Source organism: Bacillus sp. NEAU-CP5 (assembly GCF_026420705.1).
Classification (GTDB): Bacteria; Bacillota; Bacilli; order Bacillales; family Bacillaceae; genus Bacillus; species Bacillus velezensis.
This window is the reverse complement of the sequence record NZ_JAPMOV010000001.1, coordinates 1,015,358-1,034,834: the sequence shown is the minus strand read 5'-3', so window position 1 is coordinate 1,034,834 and position 19,477 is coordinate 1,015,358. Positions and strand designations below refer to the sequence as shown.

Genomic DNA, 19,477 nt, shown 5'->3' with positions numbered 1-19,477 from the left:
GACCTCGGAAAAAGAGATTTTGCTTCTGTTACAGTCTATCATATATGAATCTAAAATGAAAAAAAAGGAATTTGCCCCTTTAACTCAAAAAAAAACGTGCGCTCCTTCTGAGCACACGTTTTTTTGTTAAGACATCGGCGGCTTACGATCGTCAGCCGATTGATGTTTTTCAATTTTGCGATCCAATTTTGCGAGATAACGGGAGGCAAATTCTTTTCCGCCAAGACCGAATGAAAGTCCGAAGGCAAGCGCGAAACCGCCCAGAATCAGAATAAACGCGGCATTTACGATCGTGTCGGCGACACCGAGCTGATCCAGCGCCATAAAGATTGAGAGAGTGATAATGGTATATTTCGCAAGCGGCGCCAGGAATCTGAATTCCTTTCCGCTCAGCATGCCGGCAAGCAGCCTGCTGACGAGCTGTCCGGCCAAAAGCCCGATTCCGAGAATAAATACAGCGGCCAGAACATTAGGCAGGTAAGCGATAATACCTGTTGCGATAACCACGAGAAATTCAAGATGGACAAGCTGCAGCGCCTCTGCCGTAAAGAGCAGGACGATGATGATCTGAACAATCATGCCGACCGTCTGAGAAAGCGTCAGCTTCGGGGTACCCGCCTGTTCAAAGCCCATTTTACCGAGAAGAGAGTCGAAACCGGCCCGGTGCAAGAGCCCGGATACAATGCTGTTGACCCATTTTCCAATCCAGATGCCGGCGATGATCAGCACGATACCGATGATGATATTAGGGAGCATTGTGAAGACCGTGTGCAGCATGGCTGACGCCGGTTCAGAAATACCCGCCACATCAAGCCGGTCAAGCGCAGAAATGATCACCGGAATGAAAATCAGCACGTAGACAATCGTTCCGATGATTGCCGACAGGCTTGTATCCTTCAGATAAATAGAAAGCCCCATACGTGCGGCGAGCCTTTCCGTGCCGATACTCGCCAGAAAGTTTGTGACGATATCACGGACGAGACGGGCAACAAGCCAGCCGATTAGAACAATCAGCGCCGCGGCGAATACTTTCGGTATAAAGGACAAAACGCTTTGGATCATATTTGTAAACGGCCCTGATACTCCGCCGATTTGGAGAGCGGCCAAGACGCCGGGCAGGAACAAGAGCAAGACGAAGTAGAAAACGATTCGTGAAGCGGCCGTAACGGATCTGCTCATCTCCGCTTCTTCAGACACCATTGTCCATTTTCTGAACCGGCCGTTTTCAGCGAGTTTCATGCCCGCTTTTTTGACGAGATAGCTGAAAAGCGAAGCGGCCGCCCAGCCCAACAGCAGAATCAGGCCGGCTTTTAAAATGCTCGGCACAGCCGCCGTTATCGCTGACAGCATGCTGACAAAAGGCGAAGCCACGGTTGTCAGATGCAGAATGTTAAAGAATAGAATAAAAACGATGATTAATGCGATAAAATAAATGACTTTACTGATGACTTTTTCTGAGGAATAGCGCGCCGGCTTTTTTTCGGCGAACAGTCTGTCGTCAATTTTTGTTTTTTGCAGGCCTTTGTATACGGCTTTTTCAATGATTTTGGCAATGCCCCAGCCGATAAGCAGGACGAGCAGTGCAATGACCAGATTCGGGAGTTTGCTGAGATACGTCGTAAGCATGTCTGCTGTATTCAAGTAGAATCGCTCCTTTTCTTTTTGGGGTATGGTGTGTGTTTTACCCACTTACATATAAAGCAAACGGCGCGGATGTGCCGAAAGTTTTCAGCCGGAAACCGGTCTGTTATTTCATCTTTTGAGAGGAGGGGTCATACATTATAAATAAGTCCAAGTAGGGGGGATTCGGTTGAACGCGGAGGAGACAAAAGGTTTACAGCGGGCAATTGAGGAAATAACCGACATTGCGAAGGGTTTCGGCCTTGATTTCTACCCGATGAGATATGAAATTTGCCCGGCTGAAATTATTTATACATTCGGCGCGTACGGCATGCCGACGAGATTCAGCCACTGGAGTTTCGGCAAACAATTTCATAAGATGAAACTCCATTATGATCTCGGTTTGAGCAAAATTTATGAACTTGTCATTAATTCCAACCCTTGCTACGCTTTTTTGCTGGACAGCAATTCGCTGATCCAAAATAAATTAATTGTAGCCCATGTTCTTGCCCATTGTGATTTTTTCAAACATAACTGCCGCTTTCAAAATACGAACCGGGACATGGTTGAGAGTATGGCGGCTGCGGCGGAGCGGATTAAGCATTATGAAAGAATTCACGGGATAAAAGAGGTGGAGTCCTTTTTAGATGCCATTCTGGCGGTTCAGGAGCATATCGATCCGTCGCTCGTCAGGCCGAAGCTGCTGTGGAGCGTCGATGACGAAGAGGAGGACGAAGAAGAAACCGCGCCATCGCCTTACGATGATTTATGGGGAATGGATAAGCCGAAGCAGGTGAAAAAGAAAAAAGGGAAAAAACCGTTTCCGCCCCGGCCGGAAAAAGATATTCTGCTGTTTATCGAAGAACATTCGCGGGAGCTTGAACCGTGGCAGCGTGACATTTTAACCATGATGAGAGAAGAAATGCTGTATTTCTGGCCACAGCTGGAAACGAAAATCATGAACGAAGGCTGGGCATCCTATTGGCATCAGCGGATTATCCGCGAGCTTGACCTGACTTCAGATGAAGCCATCGAATTTGCGAAGCTGAACGCAGGCGTCGTTCAGCCGTCAAAAACGGGAATCAACCCGTATTATTTAGGGCTGAAAATTTTTGAAGACATTGAAGAGCGTTATGACAACCCGACAGATGAAATGAAAAAAACAGGAGTAAAGCCCGGTTCCGGACGCGAGAAAATGTTTGAGGTCAGGGAAATTGAATCGGATATATCATTTATCCGCAATTATTTGACGAAAGATCTCGTAATGCGTGAGGATTTGTATTTATTCCAAAAGCAGGGCAGGGACTATAAAGTGATCGACAAAGAATGGAAGGCCGTGCGAGATCAGCTCGTGAACATGCGGGTCAACGGGGGATTTCCTTATCTGACCGTCAATGACGGGGATTACCTGAAGAATAATGAGCTTTATATTAAACATTGGTATGAGGGAATTGAGCTTGATCTGAAATATTTGGAGAAAGTGCTGCCGTATCTGTACCAGCTGTGGGGCAGGAGCGTGCACATCGAATCTGTTCTTGAAGACAGAGAAGTGATGTTTTCTTATGACGGCAAAGGAGTGCACCGGAGATATCTGTAAAAGAAGAAAGGATGCGGGGAAACCCCCGCATCCTTTTTTATTTTCCGTGTTTCAGGATGTGAAAGATCTTTTTGGCCTGATCCGTGTTGTTTAAAAGCCCCGTAAATGACTCTCTTCCCGGACCGTATGCGTAAACGGGAACTTCTTCGCCCGTATGATCGCCGGTTGTCCAGCCGCTGTTGGTTTTCGCATTAAAGAGCTTAATGATCGCTTTGTAGACGCTCTTGTCAGCATCCTGTTTTGAGGCCGTTTCGATCTGTTTGATTTCCGCTTTTGACCATTTCAGGTCTGTATAACGCGCAAGCACGGAAGATACGGATTTACCCGCTTTGATTTGGTCAGCCATAAACGCCGGGGTTTTTTTTGCGGCAAGAATCGGTTCAACATGCCAGTTTTTATCGTCATTCGCGCCGATCGTCAATCCGCCGGTGGTATGGTCAGCCGTGGCAACGACAAGCGTATGTTTGTCCTTTTTGGCAAATGCGATCGCTGCTTTATACGCTTTTTCAAAATCCTTCATTTCACTCATTGCGCCGACTATATCATTGTCATGGCCCGCCCAGTCAATTTGGCTGCCTTCGACCATTAAGAAAAACCCTTTTTTATTCTTGTTCAGCTTGTCGATCGCTGCCGTTGTCATGTCTTCTAATGAAGGGACGGCGTTCGAGCGGTCGATTGCTTTGTCGAGTCCGCCATCGGCAAACAGGCCGAGAATCTTCTTATTACGATCCTTTTTAAGCTCCTGTTTTGATGTCACGTAGCTGTATCCCGCTTTTTTGAAATCCTTTGTTACATTGCGGTCTTTACGGATAAAGTTTGACTTGCCGCCTCCGAGGAGCACATCGACTTTCTGTTTTCCGTTGATGCGGTCATCAAAGTAGCTGCTTGCGATGTCATCCATGTTCTTTCGGGATTTGTTATGGGCTCCGAATGCCGCAGGGGTGGCGTGCGCAATCTCCGAAGTTGCGACAAGTCCGGTGGATTTCCCTCTTTGTTTCGCTTCTTCGAGGACGGATTTTACCCGCTTTCCTTTTTTATCGACTCCGATCGCCGCGTTATACGTTTTCACGCCTGTGGCCATTGCCGTGCCAGCCGCCGCGGAATCGGTAATATTGGAATCAGGATCGTCAGGATAAGTCATCATCATACCGGTGAGATTGGGATCGAATGCCGTCAGTTTCATACCATCCGAAGGTTTTCCTTTGTTAATGACCGAACGGTAGGCGTTCATATAGGGAGCGCCCATTCCGTCGCCGACCATGAAGATGACGTTTCTGATCTCGTTTTTGTCAGGCTGTTTTTTTGCCGCAGCCTGTTCGGAGTGCTGAAGCCCCGCGCCCGCAATCAGACCGGCTGTCAGTACGGATACGGCTGCCGCCGGCAGAAGTTTTGATCGAACCTGTTTAAATAGACTCATTCTCACTCGTCCTCCTTTAATCGTGTCTGCATGTCTAATGGTAGGGGGTGTTTGTAAAGAGCGCCTGTTTCTCCTGTAAATTTCAGGTGAAACATTGTTAGAAATGTAAATTCCGGTGTAACTTATGTTTTCAAGAAAGAGTGAAAACCATTCACTTTTTTGAAAAAGATGAGGATTTTTTTAACAAGGAGTTATTTGGAAAGTAAACTGCTTTGTTTTTCCAAAATACGATGATCACAGGAAAAAAACATGACAAATTGACTCGTTTTTCGTCACGTTTGAAATCAAATTGAAATATTTAATACCCTTAAAAACTTTTTTCTAAAACGAATTAGTAAGAAATTTGTCACGGGAAGTCAAGTCTATTTCTAGTGGAAATTGAACCTTATAATAGGAAACAGATAAAAACTTTAAAAAAGAGACACATAAAATAGATAGAATCATTCAGGGAGGAAAATATGAAAAAGCAACTTGTTACAGCAACAACGGCAGTGGTTTTGGGGACGACTTTGTTTGCGGGCGCGGCATCTGCGCAAACGATTAAGGTAAAAAAAGGCGATACATTATGGGGACTTTCAAATCGGTATGGAACGTCAATTAATTCCATTAAATCTGAGAACAAATTAAAATCGGATATCATTTACATCGGTCAGACGCTTTCGATTAACGGTAAATCATCCTCAGGTTCAAGCTCAAGCAGCAAGTCATCATCGTCTACATATAAAGTCGTAAAAGGCGACAGCCTTTGGAAAATTGCGAATAAATATAAAATGACGGTAAACCAATTAAAAAGTTTAAACGGTTTAAAAACGGATCTGATCCGCATCGGACAAGTTCTTAAAGTAAAGGGATCAACTTCCGGTTCAACGTCTTCAGGATCTTCGTCATCGTCATCAAAGCAGCCTTCATCCAGCCATAATGTTGCACAGACGAGCCTGAATGTGAACAAGCTGATTTCTGATGCGCAATCTTTAATCGGCACGCCGTATGTATGGGGCGGAACAACAACTTCCGGCTTTGACTGCAGCGGATTTATCTGGTACCTGTTAAACAAACAGACGAGTGTCGGCAGAACAAGCACTGCGGGATACTGGAGCTCAATGAAGAGTGTGTCGAGCCCGTCAAGAGGAGACTTCGTCTTCTTTACAACATATCAGGCCGGCCCTTCACACATGGGTGTGTACATCGGAAACAACAAGTTCATCCATGCCGGTTCTGACGGTGTCACAACAAGTGATCTGAATAACAGCTACTGGAAACCTCGCTACCTTGGCGCGAAAAGATTCTAGCAGCGATAGAAACCCGTTCATCAGAACGGGTTTTTTATTTAGACGGGACAGAGCTCCATTTGTTTCACCTAAAAATGAAAATGTGATAAAAAATCTAAAAAGGTTTTCTTTTTTTCATTTTCATAGAGGGCGATGGCGTACGCGCCCGCGCTCGGCATCTGGGCGAATTCGCACGGAATTTCAATCATGCTGCCTGCGGCGAGTTCGGACCGTACCGCTGACAGCGGCAGAAATGAGACGCCCAGCCCCTCTTTAATAAATCGTTTCGTAATATGCGTCTGTGTCACCTTCATTGTCCTGACAAAAGGGAACTGTATTCTGACCTGGCGGAGCAAATCATCCCAATAGTCAGGATGGTTATGGGTCAAAAGCAGATATTGTCCGAACAGGTCTTTCACTTCATCCGCCTTCCCTGTCCCGGGTTTTCGGCCGGGCGGCGCGACGAGGACAACGGGGTCATTGTACAGGGGGCGGCAAGTGAGGGAAGATGATTGCACCTTTAAGCAGCTCAGTCCGATATCGGCTGAGCCGTTTCTGATTTGAGAGGCGATTTCTTCCGATTCGAAAATGGTGACCGTCATCTCGGTTTCTTTATTGTCCTCTGTATAACGCTTCATGACAGACGGGAGAACGGTGTCGGCGATAAGCGGCGAAACAGCGAGTGTCAGCGTGTGCGAGTAGCCCTGGCGCACCCTGTGCAGCTCCGCCATGCTGTTTTCATAGTCTTCCAAAAGCCTCATGGCAAACGGCACGTATGCTTTTCCTTCTTCCGTCAATTGTATTTTCCGGCCGCTCCGCTGAAACAGCTTGCAGCTGATTTCTTTCTCTAATAATTTTATATGAACGGTGACGGTCGGCTGAGATAAAAAAAGCGTTTCCGCCGTTTTTCTGAAATTCTCATATTTTGCCGCGGTGACGAAGGTGTGAAGCCATTTAAAATCCATAGATGCACTCCTCTGATTAAAAGTTTTAATTAATTCCCTTAAAAATATTCATTATTTTTTAAATATTATATTTACTATAATAACAGAAAGAGGATAAGGGGGAATGAAATTGATTTATCGTGGATTGAAAGGGATTACTTGTGCAGAAACGGCTATCAGCCATATTGACGGAGAAAAGGGGCATTTAATATATCGCGGCTATGACGCGAAGGAAATCGCGCTGCAATTCAGTTTTGAAGAAGCGGCGTATCTCATTTTGAACGGGCCGCTTCCTGATGAGCGGCAATTGCTTGCGTTTCAGGAAGAACTTGCAGCCGAGCGCGGGCTTCCGAAACATTTGATCGACTTACTGGAAACGCTTCCGGATGAAATGGACGACATGGCGGTGCTGAGAACGGCTGTTTCAGGTTTGGGCACAGATTCATTTACATATCCGCCCAAGCCGGAAGAAGCGATTAAACTGATTGCCGTCACACCGACGATTATTGCGTACAGATACCGCCGTAAACAAGGGCAGGAAGCGTTGTCACCTGAGGCGCGATACGGACACGTTGAAAACTATTTGTATATGCTGACAGGCAGGCAGCCGTCCGCAGCCCAAAAGAAAGCGCTTGAGACGTATATGATTCTGGCGATGGAGCACGGGATGAATGCATCGACTTTTTCAGCGAGAGTCACCGTTTCGACTGAATCGGACTTAGTGTCTGCCGTCACTGCCGCACTGGGTACGATGAAAGGGCCGCTGCACGGAGGCGCACCTTCAGGCGTCACGAAAATGCTTGAAGATATCGGGAAAAAAGAAAATGCAGAAGCGTATTTGGCAGCGAAGCTTATGAAGGGAGAACGCCTGATGGGCTTCGGGCATAGGGTGTACAAAACAAAAGACCCGCGGGCGGAAGCGCTGCGCATAAAGGCTGAAGAAGTGGCGGGAAATGATCCGTCGCTTGACTTGGCGCTTTATGTGGAGAAGGAAGCCATCCGCCTGTTAGAGCAATATAAGCCCGGACGGAAGCTGTATACGAATGTGGAGTTTTACGCAGCGGCTGTGATGCAGGCCATTGATGTCGACAATGATTTATTTACGCCGACCTTTTCAGCAAGCAGAATGGCAGGCTGGTGCGCACACGTGCTTGAACAGTCCGCTGACAACATGATTTACAGGCCGTCTGCGAAATACACCGGCGCTTTTCCCGAAACGGCTCAGCAGCTTTAATCACCGGCATATTTGTCCGTTTAACTCCCCGCATTGCGTGGTATCGTCTCAGTAATACCAATTGCAGGAGTGTGAGAATATGAATCCGATGGACAGACAGACGGAAGGACAAAAGCCGCAGGTGCAAAAGCGCCAGCCCGGTATTGAGTCAGACATGGAGCCGAAACCGCTCTTGGAGGACCCGGATGTAAAAGGGTCGGGCAGATTAAAAGGAAAAGTCGCCGTCATCACGGGCGGAGACAGCGGCATCGGCGCAGCGGCTGCGATCGCTTACGCGAAGGAGGGAGCGGATCTTGCCATCCTGTACCTAGACGAACATGCCGATGCCGAGAGAACGAAAAAGCGTGCGGAAGAATACCAGGCCGAATGCCTGTTAATTCCGGGAGACGTCGGTGATGAGGCGCATTGTCAGAAGGCGGTCCGGCAAGTCTTAGATCACTATGGAAAAATAGATATTCTCGTTAATAATGCGGCTGAGCAGCATCCGCAAAACAGGATTCTTGATATTACAGCTGAACAGCTGGAGAAGACATTCCGTACAAACATGTTTTCTATGTTTCATATGACAAAAGCCGTGCTGCCTCATCTCAAAAGAGGGAGCGCCATCATTAATACAACGTCTATTACCGCTTATCAGGGAGACACTTCATTGATCGACTATTCGTGCACGAAAGGCGGCATCGTTTCCTTTACGCGTTCAATGGCGATGTCATTGGCCGATCAGGGGATCAGAGTAAATGCGGTGGCCCCTGGACCGATCTGGACCGCTCTGATTCCGGCGACGTTTACTGAAGAAAAGGTAGAAAAGCACGGTCTGGACACTCCGATGGGAAGACCGGGACAGCCTGCGGAACACGCCGGTGCTTACGTGCTTCTGGCTTCAGACGAATCTTCCTATATGACGGGGCAGACCATTCACGTAAATGGCGGCAGATTTATTTCAACATAATACGCAAGTTTTATCCCGCGCTTTTAAAAAGTGCGGGATTTTTATTTGAACGTACATATGAATACGATTTTTAAAAAATGGAAGTCGCCAGCAGAATCACTAATGTTAATATTTTGCAGTAAAGAATCCGCTGAGTTTTGCTTTATGAAAACCAAAAATAATATATAGAATTTTCAAAAAAGTTATTTTCATTTTTATATTTTTCGCTATAATATGATGTAGGAGAAAGGGATGATGTGCTGAAACATTTCATGCGAAAAATAAGAATTTAGTCATTATTGCTATTGTTATCTGAATATTCTAACATATATTGATTTACAAGGAGTGAAGCAGATGAAGGGGAGCGTATTCAGAAAGAAAAGCATTCAGGACCTGCTTGCCGCAACGAGCGGGGAAAAGTCGCTGAAAAGAGAGTTAGGGGCCTTTGATCTGACCCTTCTGGGGATAGGGGCCATCATCGGAACGGGGATTTTTGTATTAACCGGAACAGGCGCTGTCACGGCGGGGCCGGGGCTGACCGTTTCATTTGTCATCGCCGCTCTTGCGTGTTTATTTGCGGCTCTGTCATATGCTGAATTTGCTTCAAGCGTCCCGGTTTCAGGTTCCGTCTACACGTTTACTTATGCGACACTGGGTGAACTTCTCGCGTTTATCATCGGATGGGATTTAATCTTGGAATATATGCTCGCCGTCAGCGCGGTTTCGGTCGGCTGGTCCGGCTATTTTCAATCATTCTTGGCGGGCTTCGGCATTCATCTTCCGACCGCATTAACGGCCGCGCCGGGATCCATTAAAGGCACGGTCACATTCTTTAATCTCCCCGCATTTGTTATCGTGCTTGCGATTACATTCCTCCTCTACTTAGGCATTAGGGAATCGAAGCGGGTCAATAATATCATGGTCATTTTGAAGGTTCTGGTTGTTCTATTGTTTATCGCCGTTGCGGCCGTATATGTCAAACCTCACAACTGGCAGCCGTTTATACCGATGGGTTTCGGCGGTGTTTTCAGTGCCGCGGCGCTCGTTTTCTTCTCTTTTATCGGTTTTGACGCCGTCTCTTCCGCCGCTGAAGAAACGAAAAATCCGGCGAAGGATCTGCCGAAAGGAATTATCTTTTCATTAATCATCTGCACCGTGCTGTATGTGACCGTATCGGCGATTATGACGGGCGTCGTTCCGTTTGCCCGCTTTGAGGGCGTTGACCATCCCGTGTCTCTCGTCCTGCAGATGGCCGGACAGAATTGGGTGGCCGGGATTATTGATATCGGCGCAGTGTTGGGAATGACAACGGTGATGCTCGTCATGCTGTACGGCCAGACGAGGGTGATGTTTGCCATGTCCCGTGACGGTTTGGTGCCGGGGTCGCTTTCAAAAGTCCATCCGAAGCATAAAACGCCGCACGTGGTGACATGGGTATTCGGCATCCTGTCGGCATTACTCGGCTCGCTCGTCCCGCTTGATGAACTGGCGAAGCTGGTGAACATCGGCACGCTTGCCGCGTTTGTCCTGATTTCCGTGGCGGTTATCGTATTGAGAAAGAAACAGCCTGATCTGCCAAGGGCTTTTAAATGTCCGGGGGTTCCCTTTATTCCGGTATTGTCCATTTTGTTCTGCGTGTTTTTGATTATTAACCTTGGCGCCACCACCATATTCCGTTTCTTTATCTGGCTGATCATCGGTCTGGTGATTTATTTCTTATATTCGAGAAAGCATTCGAAATTAAACGGGGATTTGTAAGGAGCGGCACCCGCCGCTCCTTTTTATTTTTCGGAATAATGAAACATATTGAAATGGACTTAAGTTATCGCAGCGAATAAGGGATAATATAGGGCGGAAGGGAAGTGGAAAGTCGTGTCTGACCAAAAAAGGGTTCAATGGGCCTCAAAAATAGGATTTATTATGGCCGCTGCCGGTTCGGCGATCGGCCTGGGAGCCATTTGGAAGTTCCCTTACGTAGCGGGTACGAACGGAGGAGGCGCTTTTTTTCTTGTATTCGTCCTCTTTACCGTGCTTTTAGGCTATCCGCTTTTGCTCGGTGAATTTATTTTCGGAAGACGGAGCCAGACAAATGCGATTGATGCCTACAAACAAGCCGCGCCGAAGTCGGTATGGCACCTCACGGGTTATGTGGGTGTGGCGGCCTGTTTTTTAGTTTTGTCTTTTTACAGTGTTGTCGGCGGGTGGATTTTGCTTTATGTGTTAAAAGCCGTTACCGGTTCTTTATCCGGGCTCACTCAGGAGCAGTACGGCACGGTGTTCGGGACGGTCATTGAAAATCCGATCCAGACTCTCATTGCGCAGCTTGTATTTATGATCATGACGGTGGCGGTCGTCGCAAAAGGCGTGCAGAAAGGGATTGAACGTGTCAGTGCGGTGCTGATGCCGATTTTATTCGTGCTGTTTCTATTGCTTGTGCTGCGATCAGTCACGCTCGATCATGCCGTTGAGGGGATTAAATTTTTATTGGTTCCGCACTTTGAAGATTTGACGCCGGAATCCATCCTATATGCTTTAGGACAGGCGTTTTTTACATTAACGCTCGGTGTTTCGGTCATGGTGACATACAGTTCGTATCTGCCGAAAACCCAAAATCTTCCGGGTTCGGCGGGTTCCATTGTTATGATGAATGTGCTCGTCACGCTGTTTGCGGGACTGGCCATTTTCCCGGCGGTTTTTTCGTTCGGCTTTAAACCGGATGAAGGGCCTACACTGCTGTTTACCGTGCTGCCGGCTGTGTTTGACCGGCTGCCGTTCGGCTCGCTGTTTTTTATCAGCTTTCTGACGGTCTTTTTCTTCGCCGCGCTGACTTCGGCCTTTTCGATGGTGGAAATTATCGTGGCGACTGTCGGGAAAGGTGATGAAACGAAAAGAAAGAAGCTGTCGTGGACAAGCGGTCTGCTCATTTTCTTAGTCGGAATTCCGTCCTGTTTATCATACGGTGTTCTCGGTGATGTTCATTTGTTCGGAAAAACGTTTTTTGATCTTGCGGATTTCACCGTCAGCAATGTGCTGATTCCGCTCGGCGCTTTATTAATATCAATCTTCGTCCCGCTGAAAATACCGAAGCAGGAGCTGTTTGCCGAGATGAAAAGCGGTTCAGCCATCGGCTATCGTTTCTTTCAGGTGTGGTATTTCCTTCTGAAATATCTCGTGCCGCTGGCTATCATCGTCGTATTGCTGCATTTAATCGGCGTTCTTTCATTTTAAAAAAACAGGCCCCCGTAAAAGGGCCTGTTTTTATGTTTAAAAACCGAATTGCAGATTCGTATCAACCGCAACGATCGTATATACACAGACAATGACGAACAGATTGAGAATGACACCGAGCAGTCCCGGGCCCGTCCGTCCTTTTTTAATAAACAGCTCAATGATGCCGAACGGCACGGCGGCCATCGCAAACGGCAGCATCTGATAAGAATAGAAAGTCACATTGCTGATGATTGCCACGTTCAAAAGCAGCAGCGACAAAATCGCGGTACCGACTGATATCCAGCCGAAAACATTATGCTCTTTAAAAATTCTTACCAATTCCATAATTCCACCTCACCGATGTTTGCTGCTTTTACTGTTTTGTTTTTCAGCAGACGTTCGATTTCTTTTGTCGGCCCCGTCACGACAGAGCCGTATACGTTCATTCCGTGATGTTCAACATAGTCGATTCGGCTGCCCAGATTCATGTCTTTGCGTTTCGATATTGCATGCGCCCATTTTTTATGGCGGGACATAAATTCAAGGGCATTGATAAATTGTTCACGGTCTGTCTGTCCTTGCGTTTCGAAAGAGGACACCATCTTGGAATCTTTCCCGGGAAATCCTAACGGCTCGGCATAAGGACTGTCTTTCAGATTTTTCTCCGTTTCGACCGCGTTCCATAAAAACTTCACATCGTATTTTTTAAAAGTCGAATATACTTGAGAAGAAGGGTAGGCCCTGTCATAAGAAAGATAGACCTCCGCCACGCTTCCTTCAGGCAATTTTTTTAATGTCTGTCCGGCTTTGTCAATCGTGCGTTCCTTTAAGCCGGAAGGATGGGCGAAATAATGCTTTGCCTGTGCCGCGTCTAAATCATAGTAGTTAACGGCAGGCGATTTGACCGTATCTAAAAACATTTCAATCCGTTCTCCGCCGACGGATTTCGTTTTTGTGCCGATCTGCTTTTGCAGCGGAAATTCCGTATTCATTCCAAACAGCTTCACCTGGCTTTTCAGTCCGGAGGTATCGACGAGGACGTTCGGCATTGTGGTCGCCACCGTCACTGCCGCGGTCTCCATTAATTGATTGCCGGTGCTTTCTTTTCCTCCCAGACCGTAATAGAGGTAGCTTCCTAAAGTGCAAAGCGGCAAAATCATCAAAGTGGAAATGACGGCGAGAACTGAAATCCGCAAATACGATTTGCGTTTTCCGTATGATAAAATGGCCTTCTGTTTTTCCGGGCTGATGCCGACGTCCCATTCCCGGTCGTCCTGCATTTCGCTTTCAATCAACTCCTGATAGACTTCCAGCTTTTCCAGCTCTTCTTCAAAGGCGGCCATTTCCCGGTCGCTCATTTCTCCATTTTTGTATTGGTAAAAACGCTTTTTAAATTCTTCATTCATCATTAACACCTCTATTATAAAGTGCTTTCAGCCGCTGTCTGGCACGAAATAAAACACTTTTAAAATTAGCCTCTGAAATATTCATAATATGGGATGCTTCTTTGTAATTCAGTTCTTTTAAATAATACAGTGTTAAGGCCTCCCGATAATTGTCGGGAAGTTCGGACATATACCCTGTCAGCACTTCCTTGATTTCAATCTGATGAGCCGGGCTTTGAACAGCCGTCTGAAAAAGGCTCCCAATTAAGTCATCGGAAATGGTCACTTCCTTTTTATGTTTTCTGACATAATCTATAAACGCATTTCTCGCCACTTGAAAAAGCCATGGCTTTACTTTGCTGTGGTCGTAGGAGTGAATGTGTATGTATGCCCTCATAAAGGTTTCCTGCAGCAAATCTTCAGCGAGATGCTTGTCTTTTGTCATGGAGAGCAGGAACCGGTAAACATCATTCATATACATTTGGTAAATTTCATCGATCGTCACTGCCTTTTCTCCCCTCTATGTTATACACGCATAAGAAAGGTTTAAAGTTGCACGTTCCATGCAAACGGCTTAAATTCATTTTCACCTCATCAAACACCATTTCTCTATAGTACCCAAAAACCGTCATAAAAGATAGAGATCGGCGGAGGAAAAATATAATTATTAGTACCAGGTAATAAAAAATATTGTTATAATAGAGAGAGAACACTTTTGATCATTACAACAAAGGAAGTGCGTTATGTATAAGTTTTGTGCAAATGCCATCAAATGCATTCTATCCCTGCGCGGAGGAGTGAAAGTGTACAATAAAGAGAATCTTCCGTCTGATAAAGGATTCGTTATCGCGTGCACGCATGCGGGCTGGGTGGACGTCCTCACGCTCGGTGTCGGGATATTGCCCCATCAGATTCATTATATGGCGAAAAAAGAGCTGTTTCAGAAAAAGTGGATCGGTAGTTTTTTGAAGAAGATTCACGCGTTCCCGGTTGACCGTGAAAATCCGGGCCCGAGCAGCATTAAAACGCCGATTAAGCTTCTGAAGGAAGGAAAGATTGTCGGGATTTTTCCGAGCGGTACGAGAACATCAGAAGACGTCCCGCTGAAAAGAGGGGCCGTGACCATCGCCCAAATGGGAAAAGCGCCGCTCGTTCCGGCCGCATATAAAGGGCCGTCTACAGGAAAAGCGCTGTTTAAAAAGGGAAAAATGCGGCTTATCATCGGCGAGCCGATTTTTTTGGAGGACTTTTCCGATCTTGCGCCGAAGGAGAGGCTTGCGGCCATGACAGAAGAGCTGAATGCCAGAATTAAAGAGCTTGAGAAAAAACTTGAACAACTGTAAATGAAAAAAAGCTTGCCGTCTTTATCAGACGCGCAAGCTTTTTTGTTATGCTTCTTTTTGTTCGGCGGTTTCCAGCAGTTCATCAAACGCCAGTTTTTTTACTTCGATATATGCGACATGGTGGCCGTCAATTTCATTAATGATAAATTCACAGCCTTCTTCGATAATCGAGTCGTATTGTTCGACGTCGTATTTCTGGGTAAGGAACCAGCCGCCGATGGTGTCGACCTCATCATTTTCTAAATGGATGCCGAGGAGTTCGTTCACTTGATCAATCAGGACCTTGCCGTCAAGCATGTAATGGCCGTCGCCGAGTTTGCGGATTTCATTGATTTCATCGATATCAAATTCATCACGGATTTCCCCGACGATTTCTTCAATAATGTCTTCAACGGTGACAAGCCCCGCGGTTCCGCCGTATTCATCCGACAGAATCGCCATATGAACCCGTTCCTTCTGCATTTTTACAAGCAGATCGTGAATCGGTGCCGACTCAATCACATGGATGATCGGATTGACAAAATCGGTAATCGGCGAGTCGACTGATACTTCGCCGCTGATGCAGGCGGTCAGCACTTCTTTAATGTTAATAACGCCGATAATATTATCTTTGTCACCCTCTTCGACAGGGTACCGGGTATATTTTTCAATCTGAATGATGTCCATCATTTCAGAAATTTTGATATCATGCGGCAGACTGACGATTTCCGTACGCGGAATCATGATTTCTTTTGCAAGTCTGTCGTCAAATTCAAAGATTTTGTTCACATATTTAAATTCAGACTGGTTGATTTCACCGCTTTTATAGCTTTCCGATAAAATGATGCGCAGCTCTTCTTCAGAGTGGGCAAGCTCATTTTCAGACACTGTCTCCAGACCGAACGTCTTCGTTAAAAGACGGGCGGAGTTGTTCAGAAGCCAGATAAACGGGAACATGATGCGGTAAAACCAAATGAGCGGTTTCGAAAACAGCATTGAAACGGCTTCCGCTTTCTGGATGGCGACTGTTTTCGGCGCCAACTCTCCCACGACCACGTGTAAGAATGTAATGATCGCATAGGCGAGAATAAATGAAATAATATGCGATAATGAGCTTGGTACGTTTATCTTTGTGAAAAGCGGATGAAGCAAGCGTTCAATCGTTGATTCGCCTAAGACACCAAGACCGATGGAAGTCAATGTTATGCCGAGCTGGCACGCCGATAAATACTCATCTAAATGCGTGGTCACTTTTTTGACACCGATTGCGGCTTTATTTCCTTCTGCTATAAGCTGGTCAACCCGTGAGCCTCTGATTCTGATTATCGCAAACTCAGATGCTACGAAAAATGCCGTCAGCGCGATTAAAACCGCGACTAAAATCAAATTCACAATGTCCAATTAGAACCTTCACTTCTTTTGGGAAGATGAAGGTAACACCTCCTGTTAGTAAGATAATGGTTTAACTTAACAGCAGCATAAATGATTGAAGCACTGCAAGCTTTTCAGGAGCCAGCCTTTTTTTCAGCTGGGCGCGCTCCTCTGGTTCAAGCTTTTCAAACCGATTCAAGATCACGGAGATGTTTTGATTCATGTGATCAATTTCCGATGCCAGATTTCCAATATCGTCAGGCAGGGCTGAAGAGGGAAACTGGTTCTCCAGTCGATCTTTTATATCAGACAGGGCCAATCGCTGCTTTTTACAAGCGACTATAAACTTTAACCGATTAAGTGCAAGTGTATCGTAGTAACGATAGTTCGAACAAGACCTGTCAGGCTTTAAAAGCCCGAGGTTTGTGTAGTAATCCACCGTGCGTTTCGTTACACCGGCAAGCTCTGCTAATTCACTGATGCGATAAGTCTCAGCCCCATCTAAATCCCTCCCCAACCATCACGTTATAGTTATGAGAATAGTTTAATATATGAAGGGGAGTTTGCACAAGTTTATTGTTTTCCGTCTTTCTCCTGAAATGGCGCGGCGGGCTGTCTGAAAAAGCGTTGACTGCGCCATGTAAATCTTTCATAATCATTGTAAATAGAAACGGCAGAAAAAGACAGAAGGGACAGATGACAGTGGCCGGTTTATCACGGGAAGTGACACAGAATCTGGAGAAAGGTTCATGGATACGCAAACTATTTGATGAAGGCGCTCAGCTGAAAAAAGAGTTCGGCGCCGATAAGGTATTTGACTTTTCGATAGGAAATCCGGTTGCGGAGCCGCCTGAAACATTTAAAAAGGCGCTTTGCGAAGCGGCTGAAACAGGGCGGCACGGATACATACAAAACCAAGGGCTTCCGGAGGCGAGAGAAAAGGTTGCCCGCTTTTTGTCAGAGCGGTTTCAGACAGAAATTTCCGCCAGGCATACAGTCATGACGGTCGGAGCCGGCGGGGCGCTGAATGTCGCGCTGAAGAGCATTTTAAACCCGGAGGAAGAAGTCATCCTTCTTTCGCCTTATTTTGCGGAATATAAAGCGTATGTTGAAAATTACCGCGGCAGACCCGTCATCTGCCCGCTGACTGACTCATTTGAGATTGATATTGAAGCGGTTAAAGGTGCGATCACCCCCCGTACGAAAGGACTGATCGTTAATACGCCGCATAATCCGACGGGGACTGTGCTCAGCCAGAAAAACCTTAACGAATTAGGCGCCTTATTAAAAGAAGCCGAAGAGCGGAACGGCCAAAGCATATTTATTTTATTTGATGAACCGTACAGCCAGCTGATCTACGGAGAAGAACAGGCGAATCCGTTTCAGGCGTATCACCGCGTGATTTTAGTCAGTTCGTTCAGTAAAGATCTCGGCATTGCGGGGGAAAGGCTCGGGTATATCGCGGCAGACGCCCAAATGCCTGAGGGCGATCTTCTGACGGATGCGTTCGTTTTCTGCAACCGGACGCTCGGCTTTGTGAACGCTCCGGTCATGATGCAGCGCGCCGTGGCGAAAATGGATGATCTTTCGATTGATGCTGAACCTTACAGAAAGCGGAGAGACCTTATGGTGGACATCCTCACAGAAGCCGGCTTCGAATTTGAAATGCCGAAAGGAGGCTTTTTCGTCTTTCCGAAATCACCGATTGAAGACGAGGTGGCGTTCTGCATGCATGCCGCACAGAAATACAAACTATTGATCGTACCCGGCAGCGGATTTGGAAAAAGCGGCTATTTCCGATTATCTTTCAGCGTGCCTTCAGAACAGATCAGACAGTCGCGCGATATTTTCAAAGCACTGTATCAAGATTTTTCTTCATAGCTTCCAATACATAAAGATGGGAGAACGGACAAATGTCGAGGAGAAATAATGGCACGTCAGACATCAGCATTACAGGAATCGGAGTCTTAACCGCGGTCGGACAATGCAAGGAGGCGTTTCTCGATGCGCTTATGGAGGGGCGGCACGCCTTTGATGTGATGAAACGGCCCGGCCGGCAGAAAGGCAGTTCGTTTATCGGCGCGGAGCTTAGCGAATTAACGCCGCCGGACGCGCTGTCCAAGCGCTTGTACCGAAGGGCCGCATTATCAGGAAAGACGGCACTTATCGCTCTATATGAAGCGTGGCATGACGCTCAATTAGACGGCGCTGACCACAGCCGCACCGGTCTGATCATCGGCGGCTCGAATATGACGCAGCGCGAATTGCTGCAGACCTTTGAGAAAAACGGTGAAACGCCGCAATTTGTAAATCCGACATACGGGCTTTCTTTTATGGATAGTGATTTGTCGGGGCTTTGTACGGAGCAATTCGGGATAAAAGGGCCGGCCTTTACGGTCGGCGGCGCGTCGGCAAGCGGCCAGGCGGCAGTTATCCAGGCTGCTCAAGGAATCAAAGGAGGCCTGTTTGACCGATGTATCGTGATCGGGGCGCTGGCCGATCTGTCGTACATGGAGTGTCATGCTCTCCGTTCTTTGGGAGCGATGGGCACTGATACATACGCTGAACGGCCTGAAGCCGCCTGCCGCCCGTTTGACCGGCATACGGACGGGTTTATATTCGGAGAGGCGTGCGGGGCGATTGTGCTGGAACGCGCTGAATCTGCCGAAGAGAGGGGCGTACGTTCGTGGGCCGGCTTAAAGGGCTGGGGGATGGCTTCCGATGCGAACCGCAACCCGAATCCTTCAGCAGAGGGCGAAATGACGGTGATCCGCCAGGCGCTGGAGCGGGCCGGTCTTTCAGCAAAAGAGATCGATTACATCAACCCGCACGGCACCGGTTCACCGATCGGTGATAAGACTGAATGCCGGGCGCTTTCTGAAAGCGGCCTGTCGCACGCGCGGATTAATGCGACAAAATCGATTACCGGACACGGTCTGAGTGCGGCCGGAACGGTTGAAATCATTGCTGCTCTCTTGCAAATGCGGGAAAACAAGCTTCATCCGATCCGAAACTTAACGGAGCCGATTGACGATTCATTTCAGTGGGTGACCGACGGGCCGAGCGCCCATACCGTACACCATGCGTTAAGCTTAAGCATGGGATTCGGGGGGATTAATACGGCGCTTTGTTTAGAAAATCATTTCCGAAGCAGATAACGGCAGCCTTCTTTTTGAAGGCT

17 protein-coding genes are annotated in these 19,477 nt (G+C 47.1%); 9 read left to right on the top strand and 8 right to left on the bottom strand.

The genetic code is table 11. The features are described from left to right. Positions 1-126: 126 nt before the first annotated feature. A complete protein-coding gene (locus OTK50_RS04610) occupies positions 127-1,641 on the bottom strand; it encodes a mechanosensitive ion channel (protein WP_045207045.1) in 1,515 nt (504 codons plus the stop codon). Positions 1,642-1,810: 169 nt separating this feature from the next. On the opposite strand from OTK50_RS04610, the gene OTK50_RS04605 reads away from it, so the two are divergent. After that, positions 1,811-3,217 carry a SpoVR family protein gene (locus tag OTK50_RS04605; protein WP_007409274.1) on the top strand — a complete coding sequence of 469 codons (1,407 nt, stop codon included), beginning with the start codon at positions 1,811-1,813 and terminating at the stop codon, positions 3,215-3,217. Between the two features lie 37 nt (positions 3,218-3,254). Here OTK50_RS04605 and OTK50_RS04600 read toward each other — a convergent pair whose 3' ends face one another. Further along, a complete protein-coding gene (locus OTK50_RS04600) occupies positions 3,255-4,634 on the bottom strand; it encodes an alkaline phosphatase (protein WP_224224145.1) in 1,380 nt (459 codons plus the stop codon). A gap of 458 nt (positions 4,635-5,092) precedes the next feature. Here OTK50_RS04600 and OTK50_RS04595 point away from each other — a divergent pair, with 458 nt between their 5' ends. After that, positions 5,093-5,923 (top strand): C40 family peptidase, encoded by an 831-nt coding sequence (locus tag OTK50_RS04595; protein WP_224224146.1) that lies wholly within the window; start codon positions 5,093-5,095, stop codon positions 5,921-5,923. A gap of 68 nt (positions 5,924-5,991) precedes the next feature. Here OTK50_RS04595 and OTK50_RS04590 read toward each other — a convergent pair whose 3' ends face one another. Continuing rightward, the gene (locus tag OTK50_RS04590) at positions 5,992-6,867 is read right to left on the bottom strand and encodes a LysR family transcriptional regulator (RefSeq protein ID WP_015239479.1); all 876 of its coding nucleotides are present in this window, start codon (positions 6,865-6,867) and stop codon (positions 5,992-5,994) included. Positions 6,868-6,976: 109 nt separating this feature from the next. Here OTK50_RS04590 and OTK50_RS04585 point away from each other — a divergent pair, with 109 nt between their 5' ends. From OTK50_RS04585 to OTK50_RS04570, 4 genes are all read left to right on the top strand, one after another. Continuing rightward, positions 6,977-8,080 (top strand): citrate synthase/methylcitrate synthase, encoded by a 1,104-nt coding sequence (locus OTK50_RS04585; RefSeq protein WP_224224147.1) that lies wholly within the window; start codon positions 6,977-6,979, stop codon positions 8,078-8,080. Between the two features lie 79 nt (positions 8,081-8,159). Further along, positions 8,160-9,029 carry an SDR family oxidoreductase gene (locus OTK50_RS04580; protein WP_224224148.1) on the top strand — a complete coding sequence of 290 codons (870 nt, stop codon included), beginning with the start codon at positions 8,160-8,162 and terminating at the stop codon, positions 9,027-9,029. A gap of 333 nt (positions 9,030-9,362) precedes the next feature. Continuing rightward, complete coding sequence (locus OTK50_RS04575; protein WP_101670184.1) at positions 9,363-10,766, top strand: amino acid permease; 1,404 nt, start codon at positions 9,363-9,365, stop codon at positions 10,764-10,766. A gap of 114 nt (positions 10,767-10,880) precedes the next feature. Further along, a complete protein-coding gene (locus OTK50_RS04570; RefSeq protein WP_045207049.1) occupies positions 10,881-12,236 on the top strand; it encodes a sodium-dependent transporter in 1,356 nt (451 codons plus the stop codon). A 36-nt stretch (positions 12,237-12,272) separates the two neighbouring features. Here the strand turns inward: OTK50_RS04570 and OTK50_RS04565 are convergent, their stop codons facing one another. Genes OTK50_RS04565 through sigM form a run of 3 tightly spaced genes read right to left on the bottom strand, consistent with a single transcriptional unit; the run spans position 12,273 to position 14,108 of the window. Then, positions 12,273-12,563 (bottom strand): anti-sigma-M factor, encoded by a 291-nt coding sequence (locus OTK50_RS04565; RefSeq protein ID WP_003155315.1) that lies wholly within the window; start codon positions 12,561-12,563, stop codon positions 12,273-12,275. Beyond that, entirely contained in the window at positions 12,551-13,627 is a 1,077-nt protein-coding gene (locus OTK50_RS04560) for an anti-sigma factor (protein ID WP_088005355.1), read from the bottom strand. Before OTK50_RS04560 ends, OTK50_RS04565 begins: the two co-directional genes overlap by 13 nt. Continuing rightward, positions 13,617-14,108, bottom strand: coding sequence for an RNA polymerase sigma factor SigM (gene sigM / locus OTK50_RS04555; protein ID WP_003155312.1), 492 nt, complete (start codon positions 14,106-14,108; stop codon positions 13,617-13,619). The genes OTK50_RS04560 and sigM overlap by 11 nt, the downstream gene beginning before the upstream one ends. A 238-nt stretch (positions 14,109-14,346) precedes the next feature. Between sigM and OTK50_RS04550 the strand changes: the two genes are divergently transcribed. Continuing rightward, the gene (locus tag OTK50_RS04550; RefSeq protein WP_007610331.1) at positions 14,347-14,946 is read left to right on the top strand and encodes a lysophospholipid acyltransferase family protein; all 600 of its coding nucleotides are present in this window, start codon (positions 14,347-14,349) and stop codon (positions 14,944-14,946) included. A 45-nt stretch (positions 14,947-14,991) separates the two neighbouring features. On the opposite strand, the gene OTK50_RS04545 is transcribed toward OTK50_RS04550, so the two are convergent. Next, on the bottom strand, positions 14,992-16,326 hold the full coding sequence (locus OTK50_RS04545) for a hemolysin family protein (protein WP_003155308.1): 1,335 nt from the start codon (positions 16,324-16,326) through the stop codon (positions 14,992-14,994). Between the two features lie 61 nt (positions 16,327-16,387). Further along, positions 16,388-16,813 carry a MerR family transcriptional regulator gene (locus OTK50_RS04540; protein WP_007409263.1) on the bottom strand — a complete coding sequence of 142 codons (426 nt, stop codon included), beginning with the start codon at positions 16,811-16,813 and terminating at the stop codon, positions 16,388-16,390. A gap of 179 nt (positions 16,814-16,992) precedes the next feature. Between OTK50_RS04540 and OTK50_RS04535 the strand changes: the two genes are divergently transcribed. Together OTK50_RS04535 and OTK50_RS04530 are read left to right on the top strand one after the other, a co-directional pair. Beyond that, on the top strand, positions 16,993-18,177 hold the full coding sequence (locus OTK50_RS04535) for a pyridoxal phosphate-dependent aminotransferase (RefSeq protein WP_045207587.1): 1,185 nt from the start codon (positions 16,993-16,995) through the stop codon (positions 18,175-18,177). A 32-nt stretch (positions 18,178-18,209) separates the two neighbouring features. Next, on the top strand, positions 18,210-19,454 hold the full coding sequence (locus OTK50_RS04530; protein ID WP_221664281.1) for a beta-ketoacyl synthase N-terminal-like domain-containing protein: 1,245 nt from the start codon (positions 18,210-18,212) through the stop codon (positions 19,452-19,454). Positions 19,455-19,477: the final 23 nt, after the last annotated feature.

Coding starts and splice junctions, on each gene's coding strand:
- OTK50_RS04580 (WP_224224148.1), top strand. CDS start 8,160: ATGAATCCGATGGACAGACAGACGGAAGGACAAAAGCCGCAGGTGCAA.
- OTK50_RS04575 (WP_101670184.1), top strand. CDS start 9,363: ATGAAGGGGAGCGTATTCAGAAAGAAAAGCATTCAGGACCTGCTTGCC.
- OTK50_RS04595 (WP_224224146.1), top strand. CDS start 5,093: ATGAAAAAGCAACTTGTTACAGCAACAACGGCAGTGGTTTTGGGGACG.
- OTK50_RS04550 (WP_007610331.1), top strand. CDS start 14,347: ATGTATAAGTTTTGTGCAAATGCCATCAAATGCATTCTATCCCTGCGC.
- OTK50_RS04530 (WP_221664281.1), top strand. CDS start 18,210: ATGTCGAGGAGAAATAATGGCACGTCAGACATCAGCATTACAGGAATC.
- OTK50_RS04535 (WP_045207587.1), top strand. CDS start 16,993: ATGACAGTGGCCGGTTTATCACGGGAAGTGACACAGAATCTGGAGAAA.
- OTK50_RS04560 (WP_088005355.1), bottom strand. CDS start 13,627: ATGATGAATGAAGAATTTAAAAAGCGTTTTTACCAATACAAAAATGGA.
- OTK50_RS04590 (WP_015239479.1), bottom strand. CDS start 6,867: ATGGATTTTAAATGGCTTCACACCTTCGTCACCGCGGCAAAATATGAG.
- OTK50_RS04600 (WP_224224145.1), bottom strand. CDS start 4,634: ATGAGTCTATTTAAACAGGTTCGATCAAAACTTCTGCCGGCGGCAGCC.
- OTK50_RS04565 (WP_003155315.1), bottom strand. CDS start 12,563: ATGGAATTGGTAAGAATTTTTAAAGAGCATAATGTTTTCGGCTGGATA.